The organism is Variovorax sp., from assembly GCF_965279555.1.
Classification (GTDB): domain Bacteria; phylum Pseudomonadota; class Gammaproteobacteria; order Burkholderiales; family Burkholderiaceae_C; genus Variovorax.
This window is the reverse complement of the sequence record NZ_OZ257247.1, coordinates 2,344,580-2,364,249: the sequence shown is the minus strand read 5'-3', so window position 1 is coordinate 2,364,249 and position 19,670 is coordinate 2,344,580. Positions and strand designations below refer to the sequence as shown.

The 19,670-nt window shown below is 68.4% G+C and carries 22 protein-coding genes; 18 read left to right on the top strand and 4 right to left on the bottom strand.

Going from position 1 to position 19,670, the window contains the following annotated elements; translation table 11 throughout:
- The first annotated feature begins 101 nt into the window (after positions 1-101).
- From ACQY8B_RS11290 to bioD, 9 genes are all read left to right on the top strand, one after another.
- Positions 102-1,121 carry an acyl-CoA dehydrogenase gene (locus ACQY8B_RS11290; RefSeq protein ID WP_422086796.1) on the top strand — a complete coding sequence of 340 codons (1,020 nt, stop codon included), beginning with the start codon at positions 102-104 and terminating at the stop codon, positions 1,119-1,121.
- Positions 1,109-1,870 carry a PIG-L deacetylase family protein gene (locus tag ACQY8B_RS11285; protein WP_422086795.1) on the top strand — a complete coding sequence of 254 codons (762 nt, stop codon included), beginning with the start codon at positions 1,109-1,111 and terminating at the stop codon, positions 1,868-1,870. The genes ACQY8B_RS11290 and ACQY8B_RS11285 overlap by 13 nt, the downstream gene beginning before the upstream one ends.
- A complete protein-coding gene (locus ACQY8B_RS11280; RefSeq protein WP_422086794.1) occupies positions 1,867-2,472 on the top strand; it encodes a class I SAM-dependent methyltransferase in 606 nt (201 codons plus the stop codon). Before ACQY8B_RS11285 ends, ACQY8B_RS11280 begins: the two co-directional genes overlap by 4 nt.
- On the top strand, positions 2,469-3,167 hold the full coding sequence (locus ACQY8B_RS11275) for a glycosyltransferase (RefSeq protein ID WP_422086793.1): 699 nt from the start codon (positions 2,469-2,471) through the stop codon (positions 3,165-3,167). The genes ACQY8B_RS11280 and ACQY8B_RS11275 overlap by 4 nt, the downstream gene beginning before the upstream one ends.
- Before the next feature lie 135 nt (positions 3,168-3,302).
- Positions 3,303-3,614, top strand: a complete 312-nt coding sequence (locus ACQY8B_RS11270) for a plasmid stabilization protein (protein WP_422086792.1) — start codon at positions 3,303-3,305, stop codon at positions 3,612-3,614.
- A gap of 16 nt (positions 3,615-3,630) precedes the next feature.
- Positions 3,631-4,494: an NmrA family NAD(P)-binding protein gene (locus ACQY8B_RS11265; protein ID WP_422086791.1), complete on the top strand. Its 864-nt coding sequence runs from the start codon at positions 3,631-3,633 to the stop codon at positions 4,492-4,494.
- A 296-nt stretch (positions 4,495-4,790) separates the two neighbouring features.
- Entirely contained in the window at positions 4,791-6,173 is a 1,383-nt protein-coding gene (gene bioA / locus ACQY8B_RS11260; RefSeq protein WP_422086790.1) for an adenosylmethionine--8-amino-7-oxononanoate transaminase, read from the top strand.
- Positions 6,157-7,392: an 8-amino-7-oxononanoate synthase gene (gene bioF / locus ACQY8B_RS11255; RefSeq protein ID WP_422086789.1), complete on the top strand. Its 1,236-nt coding sequence runs from the start codon at positions 6,157-6,159 to the stop codon at positions 7,390-7,392. Before bioA ends, bioF begins: the two co-directional genes overlap by 17 nt.
- The gene (gene bioD / locus ACQY8B_RS11250; RefSeq protein WP_422086788.1) at positions 7,389-8,135 is read left to right on the top strand and encodes a dethiobiotin synthase; all 747 of its coding nucleotides are present in this window, start codon (positions 7,389-7,391) and stop codon (positions 8,133-8,135) included. The genes bioF and bioD overlap by 4 nt, the downstream gene beginning before the upstream one ends.
- Here the strand turns inward: bioD and ACQY8B_RS11245 are convergent.
- On the bottom strand, positions 8,118-9,170 hold the full coding sequence (locus ACQY8B_RS11245) for an aldo/keto reductase (protein ID WP_422086787.1): 1,053 nt from the start codon (positions 9,168-9,170) through the stop codon (positions 8,118-8,120). The two genes, bioD and ACQY8B_RS11245, sit on opposite strands and share 18 nt — an antisense overlap.
- Positions 9,171-9,401: 231 nt before the next feature.
- On the opposite strand from ACQY8B_RS11245, the gene ACQY8B_RS11240 reads away from it, so the two are divergent.
- From ACQY8B_RS11240 to ACQY8B_RS11230, 3 genes are all read left to right on the top strand, one after another.
- Entirely contained in the window at positions 9,402-10,403 is a 1,002-nt protein-coding gene (locus ACQY8B_RS11240) for an AraC family transcriptional regulator (protein WP_422086786.1), read from the top strand.
- Positions 10,404-10,424: 21 nt separating this feature from the next.
- Positions 10,425-11,366, top strand: coding sequence for a cation diffusion facilitator family transporter (locus ACQY8B_RS11235; protein WP_422086785.1), 942 nt, complete (start codon positions 10,425-10,427; stop codon positions 11,364-11,366).
- Between the two features lie 121 nt (positions 11,367-11,487).
- Positions 11,488-12,723: a class I SAM-dependent methyltransferase gene (locus tag ACQY8B_RS11230; protein ID WP_422086784.1), complete on the top strand. Its 1,236-nt coding sequence runs from the start codon at positions 11,488-11,490 to the stop codon at positions 12,721-12,723.
- On the opposite strand, the gene ACQY8B_RS11225 is transcribed toward ACQY8B_RS11230, so the two are convergent.
- On the bottom strand, positions 12,687-13,100 hold the full coding sequence (locus tag ACQY8B_RS11225) for a RidA family protein (RefSeq protein WP_422086783.1): 414 nt from the start codon (positions 13,098-13,100) through the stop codon (positions 12,687-12,689). The genes ACQY8B_RS11230 and ACQY8B_RS11225 overlap by 37 nt on opposite strands.
- Positions 13,101-13,235: 135 nt before the next feature.
- Here ACQY8B_RS11225 and ACQY8B_RS11220 point away from each other — a divergent pair, with 135 nt between their 5' ends.
- Both ACQY8B_RS11220 and ACQY8B_RS11215 read left to right on the top strand, forming a co-directional pair.
- The gene (locus ACQY8B_RS11220) at positions 13,236-14,213 is read left to right on the top strand and encodes a LysR substrate-binding domain-containing protein (protein ID WP_422086782.1); all 978 of its coding nucleotides are present in this window, start codon (positions 13,236-13,238) and stop codon (positions 14,211-14,213) included.
- Positions 14,210-15,697: an MFS transporter gene (locus ACQY8B_RS11215; RefSeq protein WP_422086781.1), complete on the top strand. Its 1,488-nt coding sequence runs from the start codon at positions 14,210-14,212 to the stop codon at positions 15,695-15,697. Before ACQY8B_RS11220 ends, ACQY8B_RS11215 begins: the two co-directional genes overlap by 4 nt.
- 16 nt (positions 15,698-15,713) lie before the next feature.
- Here the strand turns inward: ACQY8B_RS11215 and ACQY8B_RS11210 are convergent, their stop codons facing one another.
- Positions 15,714-16,151 carry a GNAT family N-acetyltransferase gene (locus ACQY8B_RS11210; RefSeq protein ID WP_422086780.1) on the bottom strand — a complete coding sequence of 146 codons (438 nt, stop codon included), beginning with the start codon at positions 16,149-16,151 and terminating at the stop codon, positions 15,714-15,716.
- A gap of 252 nt (positions 16,152-16,403) precedes the next feature.
- On the opposite strand from ACQY8B_RS11210, the gene mgrA reads away from it, so the two are divergent.
- The 4 genes from mgrA (at position 16,404) to ACQY8B_RS11190 (ending at position 18,659) form a co-directional block, all read left to right on the top strand.
- Entirely contained in the window at positions 16,404-17,444 is a 1,041-nt protein-coding gene (gene mgrA, locus ACQY8B_RS11205; RefSeq protein WP_422086779.1) for an L-glyceraldehyde 3-phosphate reductase, read from the top strand.
- A 127-nt stretch (positions 17,445-17,571) separates the two neighbouring features.
- Complete coding sequence (locus tag ACQY8B_RS11200) at positions 17,572-17,769, top strand: hypothetical protein (RefSeq protein ID WP_422086778.1); 198 nt, start codon at positions 17,572-17,574, stop codon at positions 17,767-17,769.
- A gap of 109 nt (positions 17,770-17,878) precedes the next feature.
- Positions 17,879-18,025, top strand: a complete 147-nt coding sequence (locus tag ACQY8B_RS11195) for a hypothetical protein (RefSeq protein WP_422086777.1) — start codon at positions 17,879-17,881, stop codon at positions 18,023-18,025.
- Positions 18,026-18,398: 373 nt separating this feature from the next.
- The gene (locus ACQY8B_RS11190; RefSeq protein ID WP_422086776.1) at positions 18,399-18,659 is read left to right on the top strand and encodes a DUF1488 family protein; all 261 of its coding nucleotides are present in this window, start codon (positions 18,399-18,401) and stop codon (positions 18,657-18,659) included.
- A 32-nt stretch (positions 18,660-18,691) separates the two neighbouring features.
- Here ACQY8B_RS11190 and ACQY8B_RS11185 read toward each other — a convergent pair whose 3' ends face one another.
- A complete protein-coding gene (locus ACQY8B_RS11185; protein WP_422086775.1) occupies positions 18,692-19,636 on the bottom strand; it encodes an ornithine cyclodeaminase family protein in 945 nt (314 codons plus the stop codon).
- Positions 19,637-19,670: the final 34 nt, after the last annotated feature.

The window sequence follows — 19,670 nt, the reverse complement described above, 5'->3', positions numbered from 1 at the left end:
GCGGACAGGCGAAGGAAGAGGCCGAGCGGCAGCCAAGCTCCTACAGGCGCCGGTGCTGCGCGCCGACGGGTTGGCGCGCGAGGCTTTTCTAAGGTCTGGCCATGTTCGATGCAGCCCCCGCCGATGCCCTTGCCTCGCTCACACGCCGGCACGGTCGCGACCTGGCGCTCGAGCACCTGGTCGACGCGGGACTCGACGCTCTTCCTCTACCGGGCAGCGGCCAGACTCTCGCGCGCTGGCGCGTGCTGGCAGCAGTCGCGGCGCACGATCTCTCGCTCGTCAAGCTTTTCGAAGGCCACACGGACGCGCTCGCCATCCTGGCCGAGCTTGGCGGCGTGCCGGCCGTTCCGTCGGGCGCGCGCTGGGGCACATGGTGCGCCGAGCCGCCCGATGCACGCGTGGTTTTCGAAGCGGCTGAAGGCGGACGCGATCTGCGGCTGAATGGCACCAAGGCCTGGTGTTCCGGCGCGGCCAGCGTCACGCATGCGGTGGTCAGCGGCTGGAATGCGGAAGGCGAACCATGCCTGGCAGCGGTCGCGATGGACCAGCCCGGCGTCCGCGTGACCGGTGAAGGCTGGCATGCCGTCGGCATGGCCGCGAGCGCCAGTGTCGATGTGCGCTTCGACGACGCACGGGCCGTGCTGATCGGCCAGCCCGGCGACTACACGCGGCGCCCGGGCTTCTGGCAGGGCGGGGCGGGCATTGCTGCCTGCTGGTTTGGCGGCGCGCTCGGCATTGCGCGGCGGGTTCGCGAATCCACCGGGCCGAAGGCCGATGCCCACCGGCAAGCTCATCTGGGCGCTATAGAGGTTGCACTCGGCGGGGCCGCTGCCTTGCTGCGCGAATCCGCCGAATGGATCGACCGCCATCCGCGCGACAACGCGCAGCGCGTCGCGATGCGGGTCCGGCTCGCTGTCGAGCGAGCCGCCGCAGACCTCATGCACCACGCCGGCCGCGCGGTCGGTGCCGGTCCGCTGTGCCGTGAACCGCAGTTCGCGCGCGCCATGGCCGATCTGCCCGTGTTCCTGCGCCAGAGCCATGCCGAGCGCGACCTTGCGGCGCTCGGCCAGTTGGTCATCACCAGAAGCACCGAAGAGGAGACATCGCCATGGACGCTGTAGAAAGCCGCGCCATCCGCGGCGAAGGCACGACCGAAGCCGAATGGCGCAACTGGCCCGGCCTGGCAGGCCTGCCCACGGTTGCGCCGCACGATCTGGTTCCCGCGGGTTCGCGCGCGGTCGTCGTGGCGCCACATCCCGACGACGAGGTTCTGTCCGTCGGTGGCCTGCTCGCGCAATTGGCCGACAGCGGCACGCCGGTCGAAGTGATCGCCGTGACCGACGGCACCGCCAGCCATCAGGGGTCCACCGAATGGCCGGCCGAGCGGCTCGCGCAGGCCCGCCCGCGCGAGAGCCTGCGGGCGTTGCATCGCCTGGGGCTGGACGGCATCGAGCCAGCCCGGCTTGGCATGCCCGATGGCGGCCTGAAGGCATTGCGGGCGGTGCTCGCGGCACGCCTGGTGTCGCTGCTGCGGCCACGCGACGTGGTGTTCACCACCTGGCGCCACGACGGCCATCCCGACCATGAAGCCACTGGCGAGGCCTGTGCCATGGCCGCCGCGAGCGCGGGCGCACGGCTGGTCGAAGTGCCGGTATGGGGCTGGCACTGGTCGCGCCCCGGCGATGCGCGCATGCCGTGGCAGCACGCCTTTCGCCTGTTGCTCAGCGAAGAGGCCGTGCGCCGCAAGCGTGCGGCGGTACAGGCCTTCACCAGCCAGTTGCGGAGTGACGCTTCCACCGGCTCCGGCCCGGTGCTGCGCGACACCACCGTGCAACGCGCCGCGCGGCCTTACGAGGTGGTGTTTCTGTGACCGAGGGAAAGCGCCCGTATTTCGACGCACTCTACGCGTCCAGCGACGACCCCTACGCATTGCGCGAGCGCTGGTACGAAGCCCGCAAGCGCAACGTGCTGCTGGCCGCGCTGCCGCGGCAGCACTACGGCAAGGCCTATGAACCCGGCTGCGGCGCCGGCGAACTCACGCATGCGCTCGCGCCACGCTGCGGGCAGTTGCTGGCGAGCGATTTCTCCGACCGCGCGGTTCAGATCACGCAAGAGCGCACCCGCGAACTGCCCAACGTGCGTGTCGAACGGCACGTGCTGCCCGGCGACTGGCCGCGCGACGCCGGCCCCTTCGACCTGATCGTGCTCAGTGAAGTCGGCTATTTCCTGCAGCGCGCGGACATGCAGCGCGTGGCCGAATGCTGCGAGGCCTTTCTGGCCGCCGACGGCATGCTGGTGGCCTGCGACTGGCGGCCCGGCTTCGAGCAGCGAGGCCTGCCGACGGACGAGGTGCACGGCATCCTCGGCGCACTGGGTCTCGCACGCCTGGTGCTTCACGAGGAAGACGATTTCGTGCTGCATGTATGGGCACGCGACGGCCGCTCGGTGGCGCAGCGCGAGGGCATCCGATGATCGGCGTCGTGATTCCCGCGCACAACGAATGCGAACGGCTGGGCGCGGCGCTGGCCGCAGTCTGGGCGGCGGCGCGGCACCCCGCGCTGGATGGCGAGCCGGTGGGCGTGATCGTGGTGCTCGACAGTTGCACCGACGGCAGCGACCGTATCGCCGAGCAGCACCGCGTGGCGCGGCTGGCGCTCGACGTGCGCAACGTCGGCATTGCGCGCGCCCGCGGTGCCGAGCTGTGCATCGAGGCCGGCGCGCGATGGCTGGCCTTCACCGATGCCGACACCGTGGTCGCGCCCGACTGGCTGGCGATGCAGCTCGCCGAAAACGCCGACGCGGTGTGCGGCTGCGTCAGCGTCGACGATTGGAGCGTGCTCGGCGCCGAAGGCGAGCGGGCGAGGGCGCATTTCGACAGCCGCTACACGCATGCCGACAACCACCGGCATGTGCACGGCGCCAACCTGGGCGTGGCGGCCGATGCCTATCGCCGTGCCGGCGGCTTCGCGCCGCTGGCCTGCAGCGAAGACGTGGCGCTGATCGAGGCGCTGCAGGCCAGCGGTGCGCGCATTGCCTGGAGCGTCGGCCCGCGCGTCATCACCAGCGCGCGCACCGATGCGCGTGCACGCGGCGGCTTCGGCGACACGCTGCTGGCCATGGTGGCTTCGCTGGCACCGGCGCCGCTTCTTGCCAGCGTCCCGACGTAAGTGGCGTGGCCGGCCTCCTGACACACCCTTGACAGAAGACAGACAGCGCTTACGCGAGGCGCTTGCGTCTTCTTACCCGCAAGGCGGCGTGCATCTCCAGCATCGGAAGCTCCTCAACATTGCAGGAGCACGAACATGCCAAGAGGCGACAAGTCGTCCTATTCGGACAAGCAGAAGCGGCAGGCCGAGCACATCGAGGAAGGCTACGAACACCGCGGCGTCGGCAAGGACGAGGCCGAACGCCGCGCCTGGGCCACGGTGAATGCCGAGACCGGCGGCGGAAAGAAGTCGGGCTCCGGCCGCGGCAAGGCCGAGAACCATGCGCCGGCGCGAAAAGGCGGCCGGCTGGGCGGCGCCGCTGCGGCACATCGCACGGCCGCCGAGCGTTCCGCGTCGGCCAAGAAGGCAGCCGCCACCCGCAAGCGCAACGCCGAGAAGCGCGGCTGAGCTCGGGAGGCTGGCGATGCACATCATTCTTGGCGCGACGGGCCATGTCGGCTCGGCGCTCGCGCAGGCCTTGCTCGCGCGCAACGAACCCGTCACCGTGCTGACGCGCGATGCGAGCAAGACCGAGGCGCTGTGCCGCAAGGGCGCGCGCGTGGCGGAGGTCGATGTTTTCGACACGCCCGCGCTGCACCGTGTGTTCCAGGGCGGCAAGAGGATTTTCGTGCTGAACCCGCCGGCGCCGCCGTCCACCGACACGGTCGCCGAGGAACGCCGCAGCTTGCGAGCGATCCTGGCCGCGCTCGAGGGCTGCAGGCCCGAGAAGATCGTTGCCGAATCGACCTATGGCGCGCAGCCCGGCGGAGGCATCGGCGACCTTGGCGTGCTTTACGAGATGGAGCAGGCGCTGCAGGCCGGGCCGGCGCCGTTCAGCGCATTGCGAGCGGCCTACTACATGAGCAACTGGGACGCGTCGCTGAAGACCGCGCGTGAAGAGGGCAAGGTGCACACCATGTACCCGCCGGAGTTCACGCTACCGATGGTCGCGCCGCACGACCTGGGCGAGTTCGCTGCAAAGCTGATGCTGGGGCCGGCCGAGTCTTCCGGCCCGCACTATGTCGAAGGGCCGGCGCGCTACTCGTCCGCCGACGTGGCGGCGGCTTTTGCCGAGGCGCTGGGGCGGCCGGTGGAGGCGGTGCAGACGCCGCAGGCGCAATGGGTGCAGGCATTCGAGGCGCAGGGCTTCTCGAACGCTGCAGCCAGGTCTTATGCGGCGATGACGCGCCTGACGCTCGAAAGCAGGTTAGAGCCGCAGCGGCCTGAGCGCGGTGCGATCACGCTGCGTGGCTACATCACCGCGCTGGTGAGAAAAAGCCCAGGCTAGCGATGTTGCAAATGCGCCAGAAGCATGGCCGAATAGCGCGGAAACACTTCGCTCGCCAGCGAAAACCGGACATTCCGCAGCGATCTCTGGCGGCAGCCTGACAACTTGCAACGAGCCCGCATGCCGGTCCGCTCGCACGATGACGTTGTCTTGCGCGACGTTGACTCCAACGCGCGTTCTACCCCCGCCAACATCGCCCAACACACCGCCTTGTCACGCCGTCAAAGCCCGTTTGCCCGCAGCGTGACGCGTCTATACGATCCCGCGCCTCAGTCCCTCTTCAAAGGAATACGCGGGTGCCTTCAACGACCGATTCTTCTCCCGGCAATGCAGGCTGGCAGCAACGCAGCCGTCGCCATGTGTGGCACCCGTGCACCCAGAGCATCCGGCTCGAAGCCGCGCCGCCGCTGCCCATCGCGCGGGGCGAGGGCGTCTGGCTGTTCGACCATGAAGGCAGGCGCTACATGGACGCGACCAGCTCCTGGTGGGTCAACCTGTTCGGCCATGCGCACCCGGCCATCAACGCCGCGCTGAAGGCGCAGATCGACACGCTGCCGCACGTGATGCTCGCGGGCTGCACGCATGCGCCGGCGGTGGAGTTGGCCGAGCGCCTGTCAGCGCTCACGGGCCATGCGCTGGGCCATTGCTTCTACGCCTCCGACGGCGCCTCGGCTGTGGAGATCGCGCTGAAGATGAGCTTCCATGCCTGGCGCAATGCCGGGCGTGGCGGCAAGCAGCGTTTCGTGGCGCTGCGCCAGGGCTACCACGGCGAGACCCTGGGCGCGTTGCACGTCACCGACGTGCCGGTGTTTCGCGACGCCTACGCGCCGCTGCTCGCGAACGCGCATCTCGTCGCCTCGCCGGACGCGCGCGGCGCGTTGCCGGGCGAAGGCCCCGCCGACGCGGCGCGCCGCGCCGCCGCCGAACTCGAATCGCTGCTGGACGAGCATCACGACAGCATCGCCGCCGTCATCCTCGAGCCGCTGGTGCAATGCGCCGCCGGCATGGCGATGCACGACCCCGACTACCTGCGCCGCGTGCGTGCGCTGTGCGACCGCCACGAGGTGCATCTGATCGCCGATGAAATAGCGGTCGGCTGCGGCCGCACCGGCAGCTTCTTCGCCTGCGAGCAGGCCGGCATCTGGCCGGACTTCCTGTGCCTGTCGAAGGGCATCAGCGGTGGTTACCTGCCGCTCGCGCTGGTGATGACGCGCGACGACATCTACGCCGGCTTCGTCGACGACGATGCGGCGCGCAGCTTTCTGCATTCGCATTCGTACACCGGCAACGCGCTGGCCTGCCGCGCGGCGCTGGCCACGCTCGACCTGTTCGAAAGCGAAGACGTATTGCGGCGTAACCGCGCCCGCGCCGCGCGCCTGCTGCAAAGACTGCGCGAAGGGCTCGAGGGCTTGCCGGTCGATCACCTGCGCCAGCAGGGCCTGATCACCGCATTCGACGTGCGCGAGCCGGGCGCGCGCTTCGCCGAGCGCTTCCACCTGGCGGCGCGAGACCACGGGCTGTTGATGCGCCCGATCGGCAACACCGTCTACCTGATGCCGCCGTATGCCATCGGCGACGACGAAATCGACCTGCTGGTCGACGGCACGCTGGCCACGCTGAAGGCCGTCGCGGCCACCGGCGCACAGGAAGAAGGAGCTCGCGATGTCGCGCTTGCTTGAGCGCCTGCAAGGCGAGATTGCCGCGCTCGACGCGCAGTCGTTGCGCCGCTGCCGCCAGATTGCCGAGACCGGCTGCGCGCCCCGGCAGACGCTCACGCTGCACGGAGCCTTGGCGCCGCGCACCATTCTCGGCTTCAGCAGCAACGACTACCTGGGCCTTGCCGCGCATCCCGCACTGGCGGCGGCCTGGGCCGGAGGCGCAGTGCTGTACGGCACCGGCAGCGGCGGCTCGCACCTGATCCTGGGCCATTCGCGGGCGCATGCGCAGCTCGAAGAACGGCTCGGGGACTGGATGGCGCCGTTCATCCCAGAGGCGCGCAGCCTGTTCTTCTGCACCGGCTACATGGCCAACCTCGCGGTGCTGTCGGCGCTGGGCGGGGCGGAGGCGGTGATCTTCTCGGAGGCGCTCAACCATGCCTCGCTGATCGACGGCGCGCGGCTGGCCAAGGCCCGCGTCGAGCGCTATCCGCATCGAGACGTGGCCGCGCTCGACGCGCAGCTCGGGGCCTGCGATGCGCCGGTCAAGCTCATCGTGAGCGACGCGGTGTTCAGCATGGACGGATGCATCGCCCCGGTGGCCGAACTGCTGGCGCTGGCCGAGCGGCACGACGCCTGGCTGGTGCTCGACGATGCGCACGGCTTCGGCGTGCTGGGCGCCACCGGGCGCGGCGTGCTCGAAGCCGTGGGGCTGCGCTCCGAACGGCTGGTGCTGGTGGGCACGCTGGGCAAGGCGGCGGGCGTGGCGGGCGCCTTCGTGGCGGCGCATCGCACCGTCGTCGATTACCTGGTGCAGCGCGCGCGGCCCTACATCTTCACCACGGCCGCGCCGCCGGCAGTCGCGCATGCCTTGCTCGCGAGCCTTTCATTGATCGAAGGCGAGGAGGGCGACGAGCGGCGCGGCCGGCTGCGGGCCCGCATCTCGCAGCTGCGGCAGGGGCTGGCCCAGGTGCTGCCCCGCGATGGCAGCGTGTGGCTGCCGCCTTCGGCCACGGCGATACAGCCGCTGATCGTTGGAGACAACGCACGCGCGATGCAGACGATGGCGCTGCTCGATGCGCAGGGCCTGCGCGTCGGCGCGATCCGCCCGCCGACCGTGCCCGAGGGCACCGCCCGGCTGCGCATCGCGCTGTCGGCCAGCCACACGGAGGCCGACGTGGCGCGGCTGATCTGCGCATTGGGGCAGGCGCTTGCGCAGCAGCCTTGCGAGGAGGCCGCATGACGCCGCGCCGCTGGTTCGTCACGGGCACCGACACCGGCATCGGCAAGACGCTGGTCAGCAGCGCGATGCTGAGCCTGCTGGCCGGCTCGGGCCTGCGCGCGGTGGGCATGAAGCCGGTGGCCGCGGGCCTGGAGCAGATCGACGGGGAATGGCACAACGAGGACGTCACCCGCCTGCAAGAAGCCGGCAACGTCGATGCGCCGCTGGCGCTGCGCTGCCCGTACCTGCTTCGTGCGCCCATGTCACCGCACCTCGCGGCCGGGGAAGAGGGCGTGCGCATCGCGCTGCAGCCGCTGCTGTCGGCCTTCTCTCTTCTGTCGGCGCGCGCCGATGCGGTGGTGGTCGAGGGCGTGGGCGGCTTCTGCGTGCCCCTCGCAGACGACCTGGACAGCGCCGATCTCGCGGTGGCGCTGGGCTTGCCGGTGATCCTGGTGGTCGGGCTGCGGCTGGGCTGCCTCAACCATGCGCTGCTGACCGCCGAGGCGATCCGCGCGCGTGGGCTGGTGCTCGCAGGCTGGGTGGCCAGCATGGTCGATCCGCTGATGCTGTCGCCGCAGGCCAACCTGCAGACGCTGCGGGCCCGGCTCGGTGCGCCCCTGTTGGGCATCGTGCCCCACCTGGCGCACCCCGATGCCGCGCAGGCGGCCCGCCACATCGACTTGCGCGCCCTGCGCGCGACGGCGGCCCACGCCGCGCGCCTCGCTGCCTCGCAAGCGCCGGAAGCCTCAGCCGCGCTGGCCTGACTCCGCCAGGCGCTTGGCCCGCGCGCCGCCCTGGCGCTCGAGCATCCAGCCGGGGTACTCGGCAGGCAGCGCGCTCACCTTGTTCAGCGTGGCCAGTTCGTCGGGCGTCAGCTTGATGGCGGTGGCGGCGATGTTGTCGTCCAGCTGCTCGGCGCGCTTGGCGCCGATGATCACGCTGGTCACCACCTGCTGGTGCAGCAGCCATGCCAGTGCGATCTGCGCCACCGACACCTTGCGGGCCTCGGCCAGCTGGCGCATCACGTCGATGCAGTCGTAGGCACGGTCGATGTTCACCGGCGGGAAGTCGAAGGTGGTGCGGCGGCTGCCTTGTTGCGCCTCGACGTCGCGGCCGAACTTGCCGCTCAGCAGGCCGCCCGCCAGCGGGCTCCAGACCATCAGGCCGACGTTTTCGCTGCGCAGCATGGGCGCCAGTTCGCGTTCCAGGTCGCGCCCGGCGATGGTGTAGTACGCCTGCAGCGACTCGAAGCGCGCCAGCCGGTCGCGCTCGGCGATGCCCAGCGCCTTGGCGATCTGCCAGGCAGCCCAGTTCGACACGCCCACGTAGCGCACATGGCCGTGGCGCACGAGGGTGTCGAGCGCATGAACCGTCTCCTCGATGGGCGTGAGCGGGTCGAAGCCGTGGATCTGGTACAGGTCGATATGGTCCAGCTGCAGCCGCTTCAGGCTGGCCTTGACGCCGTCCATGATGTGAAAACGCGAGGCGCCGGCCGAGTTGACGCCCTTGCTGCCGGTCTCGCCCAGCACCTTGGTCGCCAGCACGAAGCTGTCGCGCGGCAACTTGAGGTTCTTCAAGGCCTGGCCGGTTATTTCCTCCGACAGTCCTTCGGAGTACACATCCGCCGTGTCGATGAAGTTGATGCCGGCGTCCAGCGCGCGGCCGATGAGCCCTTCGGCCTCGGCCTGCTGCAGGTTGCCGATCTGGCCCCAGATGCCGGAGGAGCCGCCGAAGGTCATGGTGCCCAGGCACAGTTCCGAAACCAGGAGGCCGGTGCGGCCGAATTTGCGGTATTGCATGGCGTGATTCCTTTGCGTTGAAGGCGCTCCGGAGCCGGTCGGCCCGGGGCGACAGCGAAAAGTATCCGGCCGCGGACCCTGGCGAGGCGAGCGCGTTCCTGCAAAGTATTTGCCTGATTCTCCAGACCTCTTTTGCGGCGCGTGCGAATTTGCGGGCGGGGCGCTAAGCTGCAAACCGCTCATTCCTCCACGGGCCGCAGCGCGGCCCCCCATCGCGACAAGGCCCCGAACATGTCCGACGAAACACCCCAGATCAACGCCGTGGTTGGCCAGCCGGCCCAGCCGATGCCGCTCGAACCCGAGATCGACGAAGCCCGCAAGGAGCTGGTGGCACTGCTCAAGCACGTCATGCGCGGGCAGGACGGCACCGTCATCACCGCCGTGCCCGGCCTGCATGTGTTCTGCATCAGCAAGCCCGAAGGCCCGAAGCACGCCTTCGCGTCCCCGGCGCTCGGGCTTATCGCGCAGGGCTCCAAGCGCATCATCGTGGGAGACGACATCTATGTGTACGACCCCATGCACTACCTCGTGACCTCGGTCGACCTGCCGGTGTGCGGCCAGGTGCGCGTGGCCAGCAACAACGAGCCGTACCTCGGGTTGCGGCTGGAGCTGGCGCTGGACGACATCGGCGAACTCATCCGCGACGAGAAGCTGCCCGCCAAGGCCAACGCGCCGGCCTCGCGCGGCATGTACGTCAACCGCATCGCAATGCCGGTGCTGGAGCCGGTGCTGCGCCTGCTGCGGCTGCTGGAAACGCCGGAAGACGTGCCGATCATGGCGCCGCTCATCAAGCGCGAGATCATGTACCGCCTGCTGGTGAACGGCGAAGGCGCGCGGCTGCGGCAGATCGCGCTGCAGGACAGCCACACCCAGCGCATCGCCAAGGCCATCAGCGCGCTGCGCGTGAACTACGCGCAGTCGCTGCGGGTGGAGGACATGGCGCGCGCGGTGCACATGAGCGTGTCGTCTTTCCACCACCACTTCAAGGCCGTCACCGCCATGAGCCCGCTTCAGTACCAGAAGCAGTTGCGGCTGCAGGAGGCGCGCCGGCAGATGCTGATCGCCGGTGCCGACGTGGCCTCGGCCGCGCACAACGTGGGCTACGAAAGCCCGTCGCAGTTCGCTCGCGAGTACGGCCGCATGTTCGGCGCGCCGCCGCTGCGCGACAAGCGCCGCTGGCTCGGCGAGGCGGGCAACGACGCGCTCGCGGCGGCCTCGATGGAAGCGGCATGACGCGCGCGGCCGGTTCGCTTCATGGCTGAATCGAAGGTCGCGATCTACGGCGCCATCGGCGCGAACGTTGCGATCGCTGTCACCAAGTTCGTGGTGGCGGGCATCACCGGCAGCTCGGCCATGCTGTCCGAAGGCATCCACTCGGCCGTCGACACCTTCAACGGCGTGCTTCTGCTGGTGGGGCTTCGCCTGAGCAAGCGGCCGGCCACGCAGGAGCATCCCTTCGGGCACGGCAAGGAGCTGTACTTCTGGAGCCTGATCGTCGCGGTGCTGATCTTCGGGCTGGGCGGCGGCGTGTCGTTCTTCGAGGGCGTTCAGCACATCCGCCACCCCGAGCCGATGCGCGACCCGACCTGGAACTACGTCGTGCTCGCGGCCGCGGCGCTGTTCGAGGGCACGAGCTTCTTCATCGCGCTGAAGGAGTTCCGCGCGCAGGCACGCGGGCAGCCTTTCTGGCAGGCGCTGGAGCGCAGCAAGGACCCGACCACCTACACCGTGCTGGCCGAAGACTCCGCCGCGCTCGCGGGGCTGGCGGTGGCGGCGCTGGGCATCTACTTCAGCCACTCGCTAGGCATGCCGGAGCTCGACGGCGTGGCCTCGGTGGTCATCGGCCTGCTGCTGGCGGGCGTGGCGGTGTTTCTCGTCAGCCAGGCGCGCGGCCTGCTGATCGGGGAGGGCATCCGGCCCGAGACGGCGCGCGCCATCCGCGCCATTGCCATGGAGCAGCCGGGCGTGGAAGACGTGGGCCATGTGCTGTCGATGTACATCGGCCCCGACGAGGTGCTGGTTGTCGTCGACGTCAACTTCAGGGACGACACGCAGACCGGCGACGCGGCCGACGCCGTCGCGGCCATCGAGCGGCAGGTGCGCGCGCGGTTCCCGATGATCAAGCGCATCTTCATCGAGGCGAGCGACGCGCCGGCGCCCGACAAGGCAGCGCAAGGGAAGCCGGGCGCCTTCTAGCACTTGCCGCGATTTCTTGCGTCGTCACGACCATGCAGGACTCACAGAATTTCGCTATTGTTTTGGTCGCTGCAGCAGCCCGCTCATTCGAACGGGGGAACCCAACAACACGGAGAAATGCATGCTTTGGGAAAAGAAGCTGGCGCAGTGGAGCGCCGGTGTCCGCGCACGCGCCAACCTGCCGGCGCGGCTCACCTTGTGGGACGGACAGTCCTTTGACTTCGGCACCTTCAGCGGCCCTGCGGTCACGCTGCACGTCAAGTCGCCCGCCGCGCTGTCGCTGATGCTGCGGCCCACGCTCGACAACCTCGGCGAGGCCTACGTCAAGAGCAAGATCGACATCGAAGGCAAGCTCAGCGACGTCATCGACATCGCCTACGGGCTCGCCAGGACCTCCATCGACAAGCCCGGTGGCGCGCTGCAGAACATGGCGCGCTACTTCACGCACACCAAGTCGTCGGACAAGAAGTCGATCCAGTACCACTACGACGTTTCGAACGCCTTCTACCGGCTGTGGCTCGACCCGAACATGGTGTATTCATGCGCCTACTTCGAGAACGGCGACGAAGACCTCGCGACAGCGCAGCTCAAGAAGATCGACCACATCCTCACCAAGATCCAACTCAAGCCGGGCCAGACCCTGCTCGACATCGGCTGCGGCTGGGGCGCGCTGGTGATCCGCGCGGCGCAGAAGTTCGGCGCGCGCTGCGTGGGCGTGACGCTGTCGCAGAACCAGTTCGACCTGGCGACCGAGCGCGTGAAGGCCGCGGGCCTGGAAGACCGCATCGAGATCCGCCTGCAGGACTACCGCGACGTGACCGGCCAGTTCGACCGCATCACCAGCGTCGGCATGTTCGAGCACGTGGGCCGCAAGAACCTGCCCGATTACTTCAAGCGCGTGCAGCAGCTGCTGGCCGACGACGGCGTGGTCATGAACCACGGCATCACCTCATCTGACCCGGAGGGCGGCGGCGTGTCTTATGGCGGCGGCGACTTCATCGACCGCTACGTGTTTCCGAACGGCGAGCTGCCGCACATCAGCCTCGCGCTGCAGGCGATGCAGCAGGGCGGGCTCGAGGCTTTCGACGTCGAGAACCTGCGCCGCCACTACGCGCAGACGCTGCGCTGCTGGAGCGACGCCTACGAAGCCAACGCAGCGAAGGCGCGCGAACTCGTCGACGAAGAAAAATTCCGCATCTGGCGCATCTACCTCGCAGGCTGCGCCTATGCCTTCGAGAACGACGACGTGGCGATCTACCAGATCGTCGGGCGCAAGGCGGGCAGGGCGGCGAAGACGCTGCCCTGGTCGCGGCGCTACATCTACGACAACACCTCGGCACTGAGCGCCGGGAGCTGAGCGATCACCTTGATCTCGAACTGGAAGCCGTAGAGCCAGGTCACGCCGATGCCCGTCAGCGTGGGGTGCGGCGCTTCGCCCCAATATTCGGGTACCAGCTTCCAGATTTTCTCGAAGTTCTTTTCGGGATCGACGATGAAGACGGTCACGTCCACCACATCGTCGAAGGTGCAGCCCGCGGCCGCCAGGACCGCGTTCAGGTTGCCGAAGGCGCGGCGCACCTGTGCCTCCAGCTCCGGCTCGGGCGAGCCGTCCTCGCGGCTGCCCACCTGCCCGGAGACGAACAGGAAGCCGTTGGCGCGCACCGCCGGCGAATAGCGGTTCTTTTCATAGAGCGCCTGGCGCCCCGGCGGGAAAACGACGTCGCGTTGGGCCATGGATTGCTTTCTTCCTGCTGTGATTGATGACGATGAAGGGACTTTAGGCAGCCCCGGCGTTCCGATAAACCGGCAAGGCCAACAATCACTGTTTGGTAAACCCAAACAATCCCGGACCCGAAAGGAGCAGCCCGCATGGACCGTTTCGATGCGATGCAGGCCTTCGCCCGCGTGGTGGAAGCAGGCAGCTTCACCAAGGCGGCCGACACGCTGCACATGAGCAAGACCACCGTGACGCAGCTGGTGCAGCAGCTCGAAGCGCGCCTGCGCGTGAAGCTGCTCAACCGCACCACGCGCAAGGTGAACGTCACGGCCGACGGCGCGGCCTACTACGAGCGCGTGGTGCGCCTGCTGGCCGACATGGACGATGCCGAGACCAGCCTGTCGGACGCCTCGGCGTCGCCAAGGGGGCGGCTGCGGGTGGACGTGCCCAGCCCGCTGGCACGCATGATCCTGGTGCCGGCGCTGCCGGCCTTTCATGCGCGCTACCCCGACATCCAGCTCGACATGGGCGTGAGCGACCGCATGGTGGACCTGATCGGTGAGAACGTGGACTGCGTGGTGCGCGGCGGCGAACTCACCGACCGGTCGCTGATGGCGCGCCGCGTGGGCGACTTGCAGCTCGGGGTGTATGCGGCTCCGGCCTACCTGGAGCGCGCCGGCACGCCAGCGCATCCGCGCGAGCTGGAAGACACGCATCACCGCATCGTGGGATTCCTGTGGTCGCGCAACGGCAAGACCTTTCCGTATGCGATGCATCGCGAAGAAGGCGGCGAGCACATCGAAGTGCAGGGCCGCTACGTGCTCTCGGTCGACGACGGCAATGCCTACCTCGCGGCCGGCCTGGCAGGGCTGGGGGTGCTCTGGCTGCCGGACTACATGGCCGGGGCACACCTGGCCAGCGGCGAACTCGTGCCGCTGTTCCACGACTGGCGGCTCGACCCGATGCCGCTGTACCTGGCGTTTCCGCCCAGCCGGCATGTCAGCGCCAAGCTGCGCGTTTTCATCGACTGGGTGGCCGAACTGATGGCGCAGCACGCGCCGGTCATGAGGCCCCGAGAGCTTGAGCAGCGGACAGGGGCTCGTGCCGTCTATAGCATCCACCGCTCATGACATCTCCATCAAGAACAACAAGACGCCCCCTGGTCATCGCGTCGATCATGGCTTCCATGGCCATGGTGGCCATCGAGGCGACCATCGTTTCCACCGTGATGCCGCAGATCGCCTCGGAGCTGGGCGGCCTGCACCTGTACAGCTGGGTGTTCGCATCCTTCCTGCTGGCGCAGACCGCGATGACCGTGGTGTTCGGCAAGCTCTCCGACCTGTACGGGCGCAAGCCCATCATGTTCGTGGGCATCGCGGTGTTCGTCATCGGATCGGTGCTGGCGGGCTTTGCGTGGTCGATGCCGGCCATGATCTGCTTCCGGCTGATCCAGGGCATCGGCGCCGGCGCAATCCAGCCCGTGTCGCTCACCATCGTGGGCGACCTGTACCCGGCGCGCGAGCGCGGCAAGGTGCAGGGCTACCTGGCCAGCGTGTGGGCGGTGTCGGCGGTGGTGGGGCCGATGATCGGCGCGCTCATCGTGCAGAAGCTGTCGTGGGCGTGGATCTTCTGGGTCAACGTGCCCATCGGGCTGGCCGCCGCCGCGGGTTTCTGGCTCTACCTGCACGAGGCGCCTACCGTGCGGCGCTCGTCCATCGACATCGCGGGCGCGGTGCTGTTCACCACCGGCATCGCGGCGCTGATGATCGCGCTGACCGACTTCGGCATTGGCGACACCGGCAGCGCCGTCTTGTGGACGGTGGTTTTCGCCGTCACGCTGGTGCTGTTCGTGATGCAGGAGCGCCGCGCCGCCGACCCGATGGTGTCGCTCAAGCTGTGGGGTGCCCGCATCATCGCCACCGTGAACGGCGCGGCCATGCTGGGCGGCATGGTGCTGATCGGCATTACCACCTTCCTGCCGATGTACGTGCAGGTGGTGCTGCAGCGCTCGTCGGTCACGGCAGGGCTCACCCTCACCATGGTGATGCTGGGCTGGCCCATCGGCGCGACGCTGACCTCGCGCACCTTCCACCGCATCGGCCTGTGGCGCATGGTGCTGATCGGCGGGGCGCTCATTCCGGTGGGCACGGCGGCGTTCGCGCTGCTGTCGGCCGGCAGCACGCCGCTGCTCGCGGCAGTCGGCTCCTTCATCATGGGGCTGGGCATGGGCGTGATGAGCCTGGCCTCGCTCATCCTCATTCAGGAGGCGGTGGACGTGGCGCAGCGCGGCGTGGCCACGGCGTCGAACGTGTTCTCGCGCAACCTCGGCAGCGCGCTGGGCGCGACCTTCTTCGGCGCAGTCTTCAATTTCGGGCTTACGCGCGGCGACGGGGCCATGGCCTTCACCGACGACCAGTTGCGCCTGCTGCTGCAAGGCTCGCACGGCACGGCCGCAACGGACGCCGGCATCCGCCTGGCGCTGGGAGGCTCGCTGCACCTGACCTTCGTGACCATGCTGGTCGTGAGCCTGGGCGTGGTCGCGCTGGCCTTGCTGTTGCCCAGGGAGGGGCTGGAGAGCCACGCGATCGGGGCCGGCAAGCCTGCGCCGAAGTAAGCAGGGCCGGGGCGGATCAGCCCGGCGCGGCCACCAGCGGCTTGCGCATGAACTGCAGGTAGTAGCCCGGCGCGTAGTCGTCGATGCGGGCGTAGTCCTCGTAGCCGTGCTTCAGGTAGAAGCCACGCGCCTGCCACTCGAAGGTGTTCAGCTTCGCGTTCTTTGCGCCCAGCGCGATGCCTTGGCGCTCGGCATCGGCCAGCAGCCGGCTGCCCAGTCCGGTGCCGCGCATGTCTTCCTCGACGAACAGCGCCTCGATGTCGAGCCAATACAGAAACAACGAGGCGCGCAGGCCGCCGACCAGCCGGCCGGACTCGTCACGCGCGTTGATGCGCACGTACTGCTCAGGCGGGTACTCGCCGACGAAGCCGTAGTTGAAATGGCGCAGCTTGAGGCCGAGTTCACCGGAGCGCAGCTCTTCTGGCGTGGGGGTGGAGAAGGTGATGTTGTGCATCTGAAGCGGCTGAACGAGTCCGGAAGGGACCGCATTCTGCGCCTTCGCGGCGCCGCGCCGGGCAGTTGCTTCATGACCGCATATCGATCGACGCTTTCCTCCTTTGTGCCCGGCCCCCCCGTTGATACGGTCACCTCCTTTGCATTTGCGGAGCGCGCCTTCGCGCTCGCGCAGTGGCGCGCGCCGCGGTATGGTTGCGCAGTGCGCCTTGGCGCGCCTCCTTTCATTGTTCATTCATCGCGTGGAAATCCCATGACCTACCTCGCCGCTTCTCATCGCTACGACGCGCTTCCTTACCGCCGCGTCGGCCGCAGCGGGCTCGTGCTGCCCGCCATCTCGCTCGGTCTCTGGCACAACTTCGGAGACACCACCTCCATCGCCACGCAGCGCCAGTTGCTGCGCACCGCCTTCGACCTGGGCATCAACCACTTCGACCTGGCCAACAACTACGGCCCGCCGTACGGCAGCGCGGAGACCAACTTCGGCCGCATCCTGCGCGAAGATTTCAAGCACTACCGCGACGAACTCATCATCTCGAGCAAGGCCGGCTGGGACATGTGGCCCGGCCCCTACGGCAAGGGCGGCGGATCGCGCAAATACGTGCTCGCCAGCCTCGAGCAGAGCCTGCAGCGCCTCGGCCTGGACTACGTCGACATCTTCTATTCGCACCGCTTCGACCCCGACACCCCGCTGGAGGAAACCGCCTCCGCGCTGGCCCAGGCCGTGCAGCAGGGCAAGGCGCTGTACATCGGCATTTCTTCGTACTCCGCGGGCAAGACACGCGAGATCGCGGCGCTGCTGCGCGAATGGAAGGTGCCGCTGCTGATCCATCAGCCGGCCTACAACCTGTTCAACCGCTGGATCGAGAAAGACCTGCTGAACGCCACAGACGAACTGGGCGCGGGCGTCATTGCATTCACGCCGCTGGCACAGGGCCTGCTGACCGACAAGTACCTCAACGGCGTTCCGGACGATGCGCGCATCAACCGCCCCGGCGGCGGCTCGCTCAAGCAGGAGCATCTGTCGCAGGCCAACGTCGAGCGTGCCCGCGCGCTCAATGAGATCGCCAAGCGCCGCGGCCAGAGCCTGGCCCAGCTTGCGTTGACATGGACCCTGCGCGACCCTCGCGTCAGCTCGGCGCTGATCGGCGCGAGCCGGCCCGAGCAGATCGTCGACAACGTGGCGGCGCTCGCGCATGCGCCGCTGAGTGCCGAGGAACTGGCCGAGATCGACAAGTACGCGGTGGAGGGCGGTGTGAACCTCTGGGAAAAGCCGTCGACCGATTTCGTCTGAGCCCGGGTCGTCTCGTCGCGTGTCGTCTCGAATCGAGGACCGCATCAGGAAACTTGGAATCCGTCTTTGGAAAAAGCCGGTGCGCTTTGCAGAATCGAGCCCAGGCTCTCATTCGATTCTCTGCACCATGCAATTGCGCACCCACTATGTTTCCCCGGCCGCCCAGGCGCGGCGTGTTCTCGACCTGACGGTCAAGGCCTGGTGCATTCCCGCGAGTTCGCCGCGTGCCCTGGCGCGACGCGCTCCGCACGGCTACCTGCCTGTGCGCGCAATGCGCCGGCTGCGGGCGGCTGCGGTGCTGGCGCTGCTGCCGCATTCGTGGTGAGTTCTTCTCGCTTGCCTACCGTGATGGCCGGCGAGCGCCTACAGGCATGGACCTCTCGCGGCGCTCAATGCATGGGCAGTCAACATCGTCTGCGCCACCGGAAATCGCCATGTCCAACCAAACAGACAAGAAGCCCGCCCAGCAGCCGCAAAAGCAGCAGGACCAAGCCCAACCGGGCAAGCAGCACCAGCAAGGGCAGCCGCAGCACAAGCCCGAACAGCAGAAGAGCAACCCCAACCAGCACGGCAAGGCCTGATCACTGCCGGCCGGCCCATCGCCCATACCGCGCGGTTGCGTTCGAGCATGCGCGCGGGGGCGGCCGACGCTTCCGCCGAGAGTGCTTTCAGGCTCCGGCAGGTTGTGCTGGATTGCGCATCGGACCTCGACTTCCTGCACCGGGCGCTTCGCGCCGAAAGCGCGCGGCAGCAGCAGCGGCACAAAGACGTGGTGCACGCGGCCCTCGGCGTTCTACAAGATCTTCAGCTGAAGGCCGCCGCAGGGCAGGCAGAAACCGGCACTTCGGAGCGCTACCGCACAGACGCGAGTCCGGAGACCTGCCACAGTGCGCCACGCCCCGGCTTGCTCCTGAGGCCCGTGCGCCATGACTGCTTCCCAGAAAGATCTCCAAGATGTCCGATGCTCCCTACTTTCATGACGCCTCCGGCACCGTCCGCTTCTGGGTGGCGGTGGACGGCGGCAACGCCGTCAGCGCGAGCATCGGGAGGGAGGCGCTGCGCTACCACTTCCGCACCGCGGAGGGCGCCGATTCGCTTGAAACCTTCGGGCAGCATGTGCCGGAGATCGAGGCGGCCGTGCGCCGGCGGCTGGCCCAGGGCTTCATGGAGCCCGTGATGCTGCGCGAGCACGACATGCGCAGCGCCCAAGGCTGAACAGGTCCTGGAGCGATGCGGCGCCAGGCGCCTCAGTTCGAATCGGAAGCTTCGTAGATCAACACTGCGGCAGCCAAGTCTTCCAGCGCGGTACCCACAGCCTTGAAGACGGTCCGCCCGTCACGCTCGGCTCGCCCCTGAATCCTGCCCGCGGCAAGATCGGCCAGCTCCCCCGCCACGTCTGCGGCGGCGAATACGCCGCGCGACATGGGCCCGAGCAGTTCGCCGCTCTTCTGCAACGCTTCCTGCGTATCGACAAACAGGCGTGCACCGGCAAAGCAGGCATCGTCGGCTTCACGCATTTGAGGCGTGAAGCTGCCGATCAGGTCGAGGTGGCTGCGCGGCCGCAGCCACGCGCCCTGCACCAGCGGCTGCGTGGCGAGCGTGGCGCAGCTCACGACGTCGACTTCGTTCACCGCCTTGGCCAGGTCAGGCGCGACGGTCGCCTCGATGTCCTGCGCGCACAGCCGCGCAGCCAGCGCCTTCGCCGTATGTTCGTCGCGGTCCCACACCACTACGCGTTCGATGGGGCGCACGACCCGATAGGCGTCGGGAATGAGACTGCCGACACGCCCGCAGCCCACGACCAGCAGGCTGCGCGCATCGGCTGGTGCGAGATAAGAAGCGGCCAGCGCCGATGCGGCAGCGGTGCGCCGCGAAGTGATCTCGTTGCCGTCGATCTGCGCCAGCGGCTCGCCCGTGCTTGCGTCGTACAGCACATAGGTCGAGAACAACCCGGGCAGGCCGCGCTGCGCGTTGTCCGGGAAGATGGTCACGGTCTTGATGCCCAGGTAGCGGTCGTGCTGCCACGCCGGCATGACCAGCACGGTGCGGGGCGGGCCGTCCGCCTCGGCCTGGAGCGAATGCGTGTGCCGCAAAGGCACCTCGCAGCCAGTGACGAACATCTCCCGAAGTGCCGGGATCAGGCGGTCGAAGGGCAGGGCACGGCGGGTGCTTTCCGTATCGATGATTTTCATAGGGTTGAGGATGGAATCGAGTGGATGGAAGTGC

Bases quoted from the DNA above. Each gene is read 5' to 3' on its own strand.
- ACQY8B_RS11290 (WP_422086796.1), top strand. From the start codon at position 102: ATGTTCGATGCAGCCCCCGCCGATGCCCTTGCCTCGCTCACACGCCGG.
- ACQY8B_RS11285 (WP_422086795.1), top strand. From the start codon at position 1,109: ATGGACGCTGTAGAAAGCCGCGCCATCCGCGGCGAAGGCACGACCGAA.
- ACQY8B_RS11275 (WP_422086793.1), top strand. From the start codon at position 2,469: ATGATCGGCGTCGTGATTCCCGCGCACAACGAATGCGAACGGCTGGGC.
- ACQY8B_RS11270 (WP_422086792.1), top strand. From the start codon at position 3,303: ATGCCAAGAGGCGACAAGTCGTCCTATTCGGACAAGCAGAAGCGGCAG.
- ACQY8B_RS11265 (WP_422086791.1), top strand. From the start codon at position 3,631: ATGCACATCATTCTTGGCGCGACGGGCCATGTCGGCTCGGCGCTCGCG.
- bioF (WP_422086789.1), top strand. From the start codon at position 6,157: ATGTCGCGCTTGCTTGAGCGCCTGCAAGGCGAGATTGCCGCGCTCGAC.
- bioD (WP_422086788.1), top strand. From the start codon at position 7,389: ATGACGCCGCGCCGCTGGTTCGTCACGGGCACCGACACCGGCATCGGC.
- ACQY8B_RS11245 (WP_422086787.1), bottom strand. From the start codon at position 9,170: ATGCAATACCGCAAATTCGGCCGCACCGGCCTCCTGGTTTCGGAACTG.
- ACQY8B_RS11240 (WP_422086786.1), top strand. From the start codon at position 9,402: ATGTCCGACGAAACACCCCAGATCAACGCCGTGGTTGGCCAGCCGGCC.
- ACQY8B_RS11235 (WP_422086785.1), top strand. From the start codon at position 10,425: ATGGCTGAATCGAAGGTCGCGATCTACGGCGCCATCGGCGCGAACGTT.
- ACQY8B_RS11230 (WP_422086784.1), top strand. From the start codon at position 11,488: ATGCTTTGGGAAAAGAAGCTGGCGCAGTGGAGCGCCGGTGTCCGCGCA.
- ACQY8B_RS11225 (WP_422086783.1), bottom strand. From the start codon at position 13,100: ATGGCCCAACGCGACGTCGTTTTCCCGCCGGGGCGCCAGGCGCTCTAT.
- ACQY8B_RS11220 (WP_422086782.1), top strand. From the start codon at position 13,236: ATGGACCGTTTCGATGCGATGCAGGCCTTCGCCCGCGTGGTGGAAGCA.
- ACQY8B_RS11215 (WP_422086781.1), top strand. From the start codon at position 14,210: ATGACATCTCCATCAAGAACAACAAGACGCCCCCTGGTCATCGCGTCG.
- ACQY8B_RS11210 (WP_422086780.1), bottom strand. From the start codon at position 16,151: ATGCACAACATCACCTTCTCCACCCCCACGCCAGAAGAGCTGCGCTCC.
- mgrA (WP_422086779.1), top strand. From the start codon at position 16,404: ATGACCTACCTCGCCGCTTCTCATCGCTACGACGCGCTTCCTTACCGC.
- ACQY8B_RS11200 (WP_422086778.1), top strand. From the start codon at position 17,572: ATGCAATTGCGCACCCACTATGTTTCCCCGGCCGCCCAGGCGCGGCGT.
- ACQY8B_RS11195 (WP_422086777.1), top strand. From the start codon at position 17,879: ATGTCCAACCAAACAGACAAGAAGCCCGCCCAGCAGCCGCAAAAGCAG.
- ACQY8B_RS11190 (WP_422086776.1), top strand. From the start codon at position 18,399: ATGTCCGATGCTCCCTACTTTCATGACGCCTCCGGCACCGTCCGCTTC.
- ACQY8B_RS11185 (WP_422086775.1), bottom strand. From the start codon at position 19,636: ATGAAAATCATCGATACGGAAAGCACCCGCCGTGCCCTGCCCTTCGAC.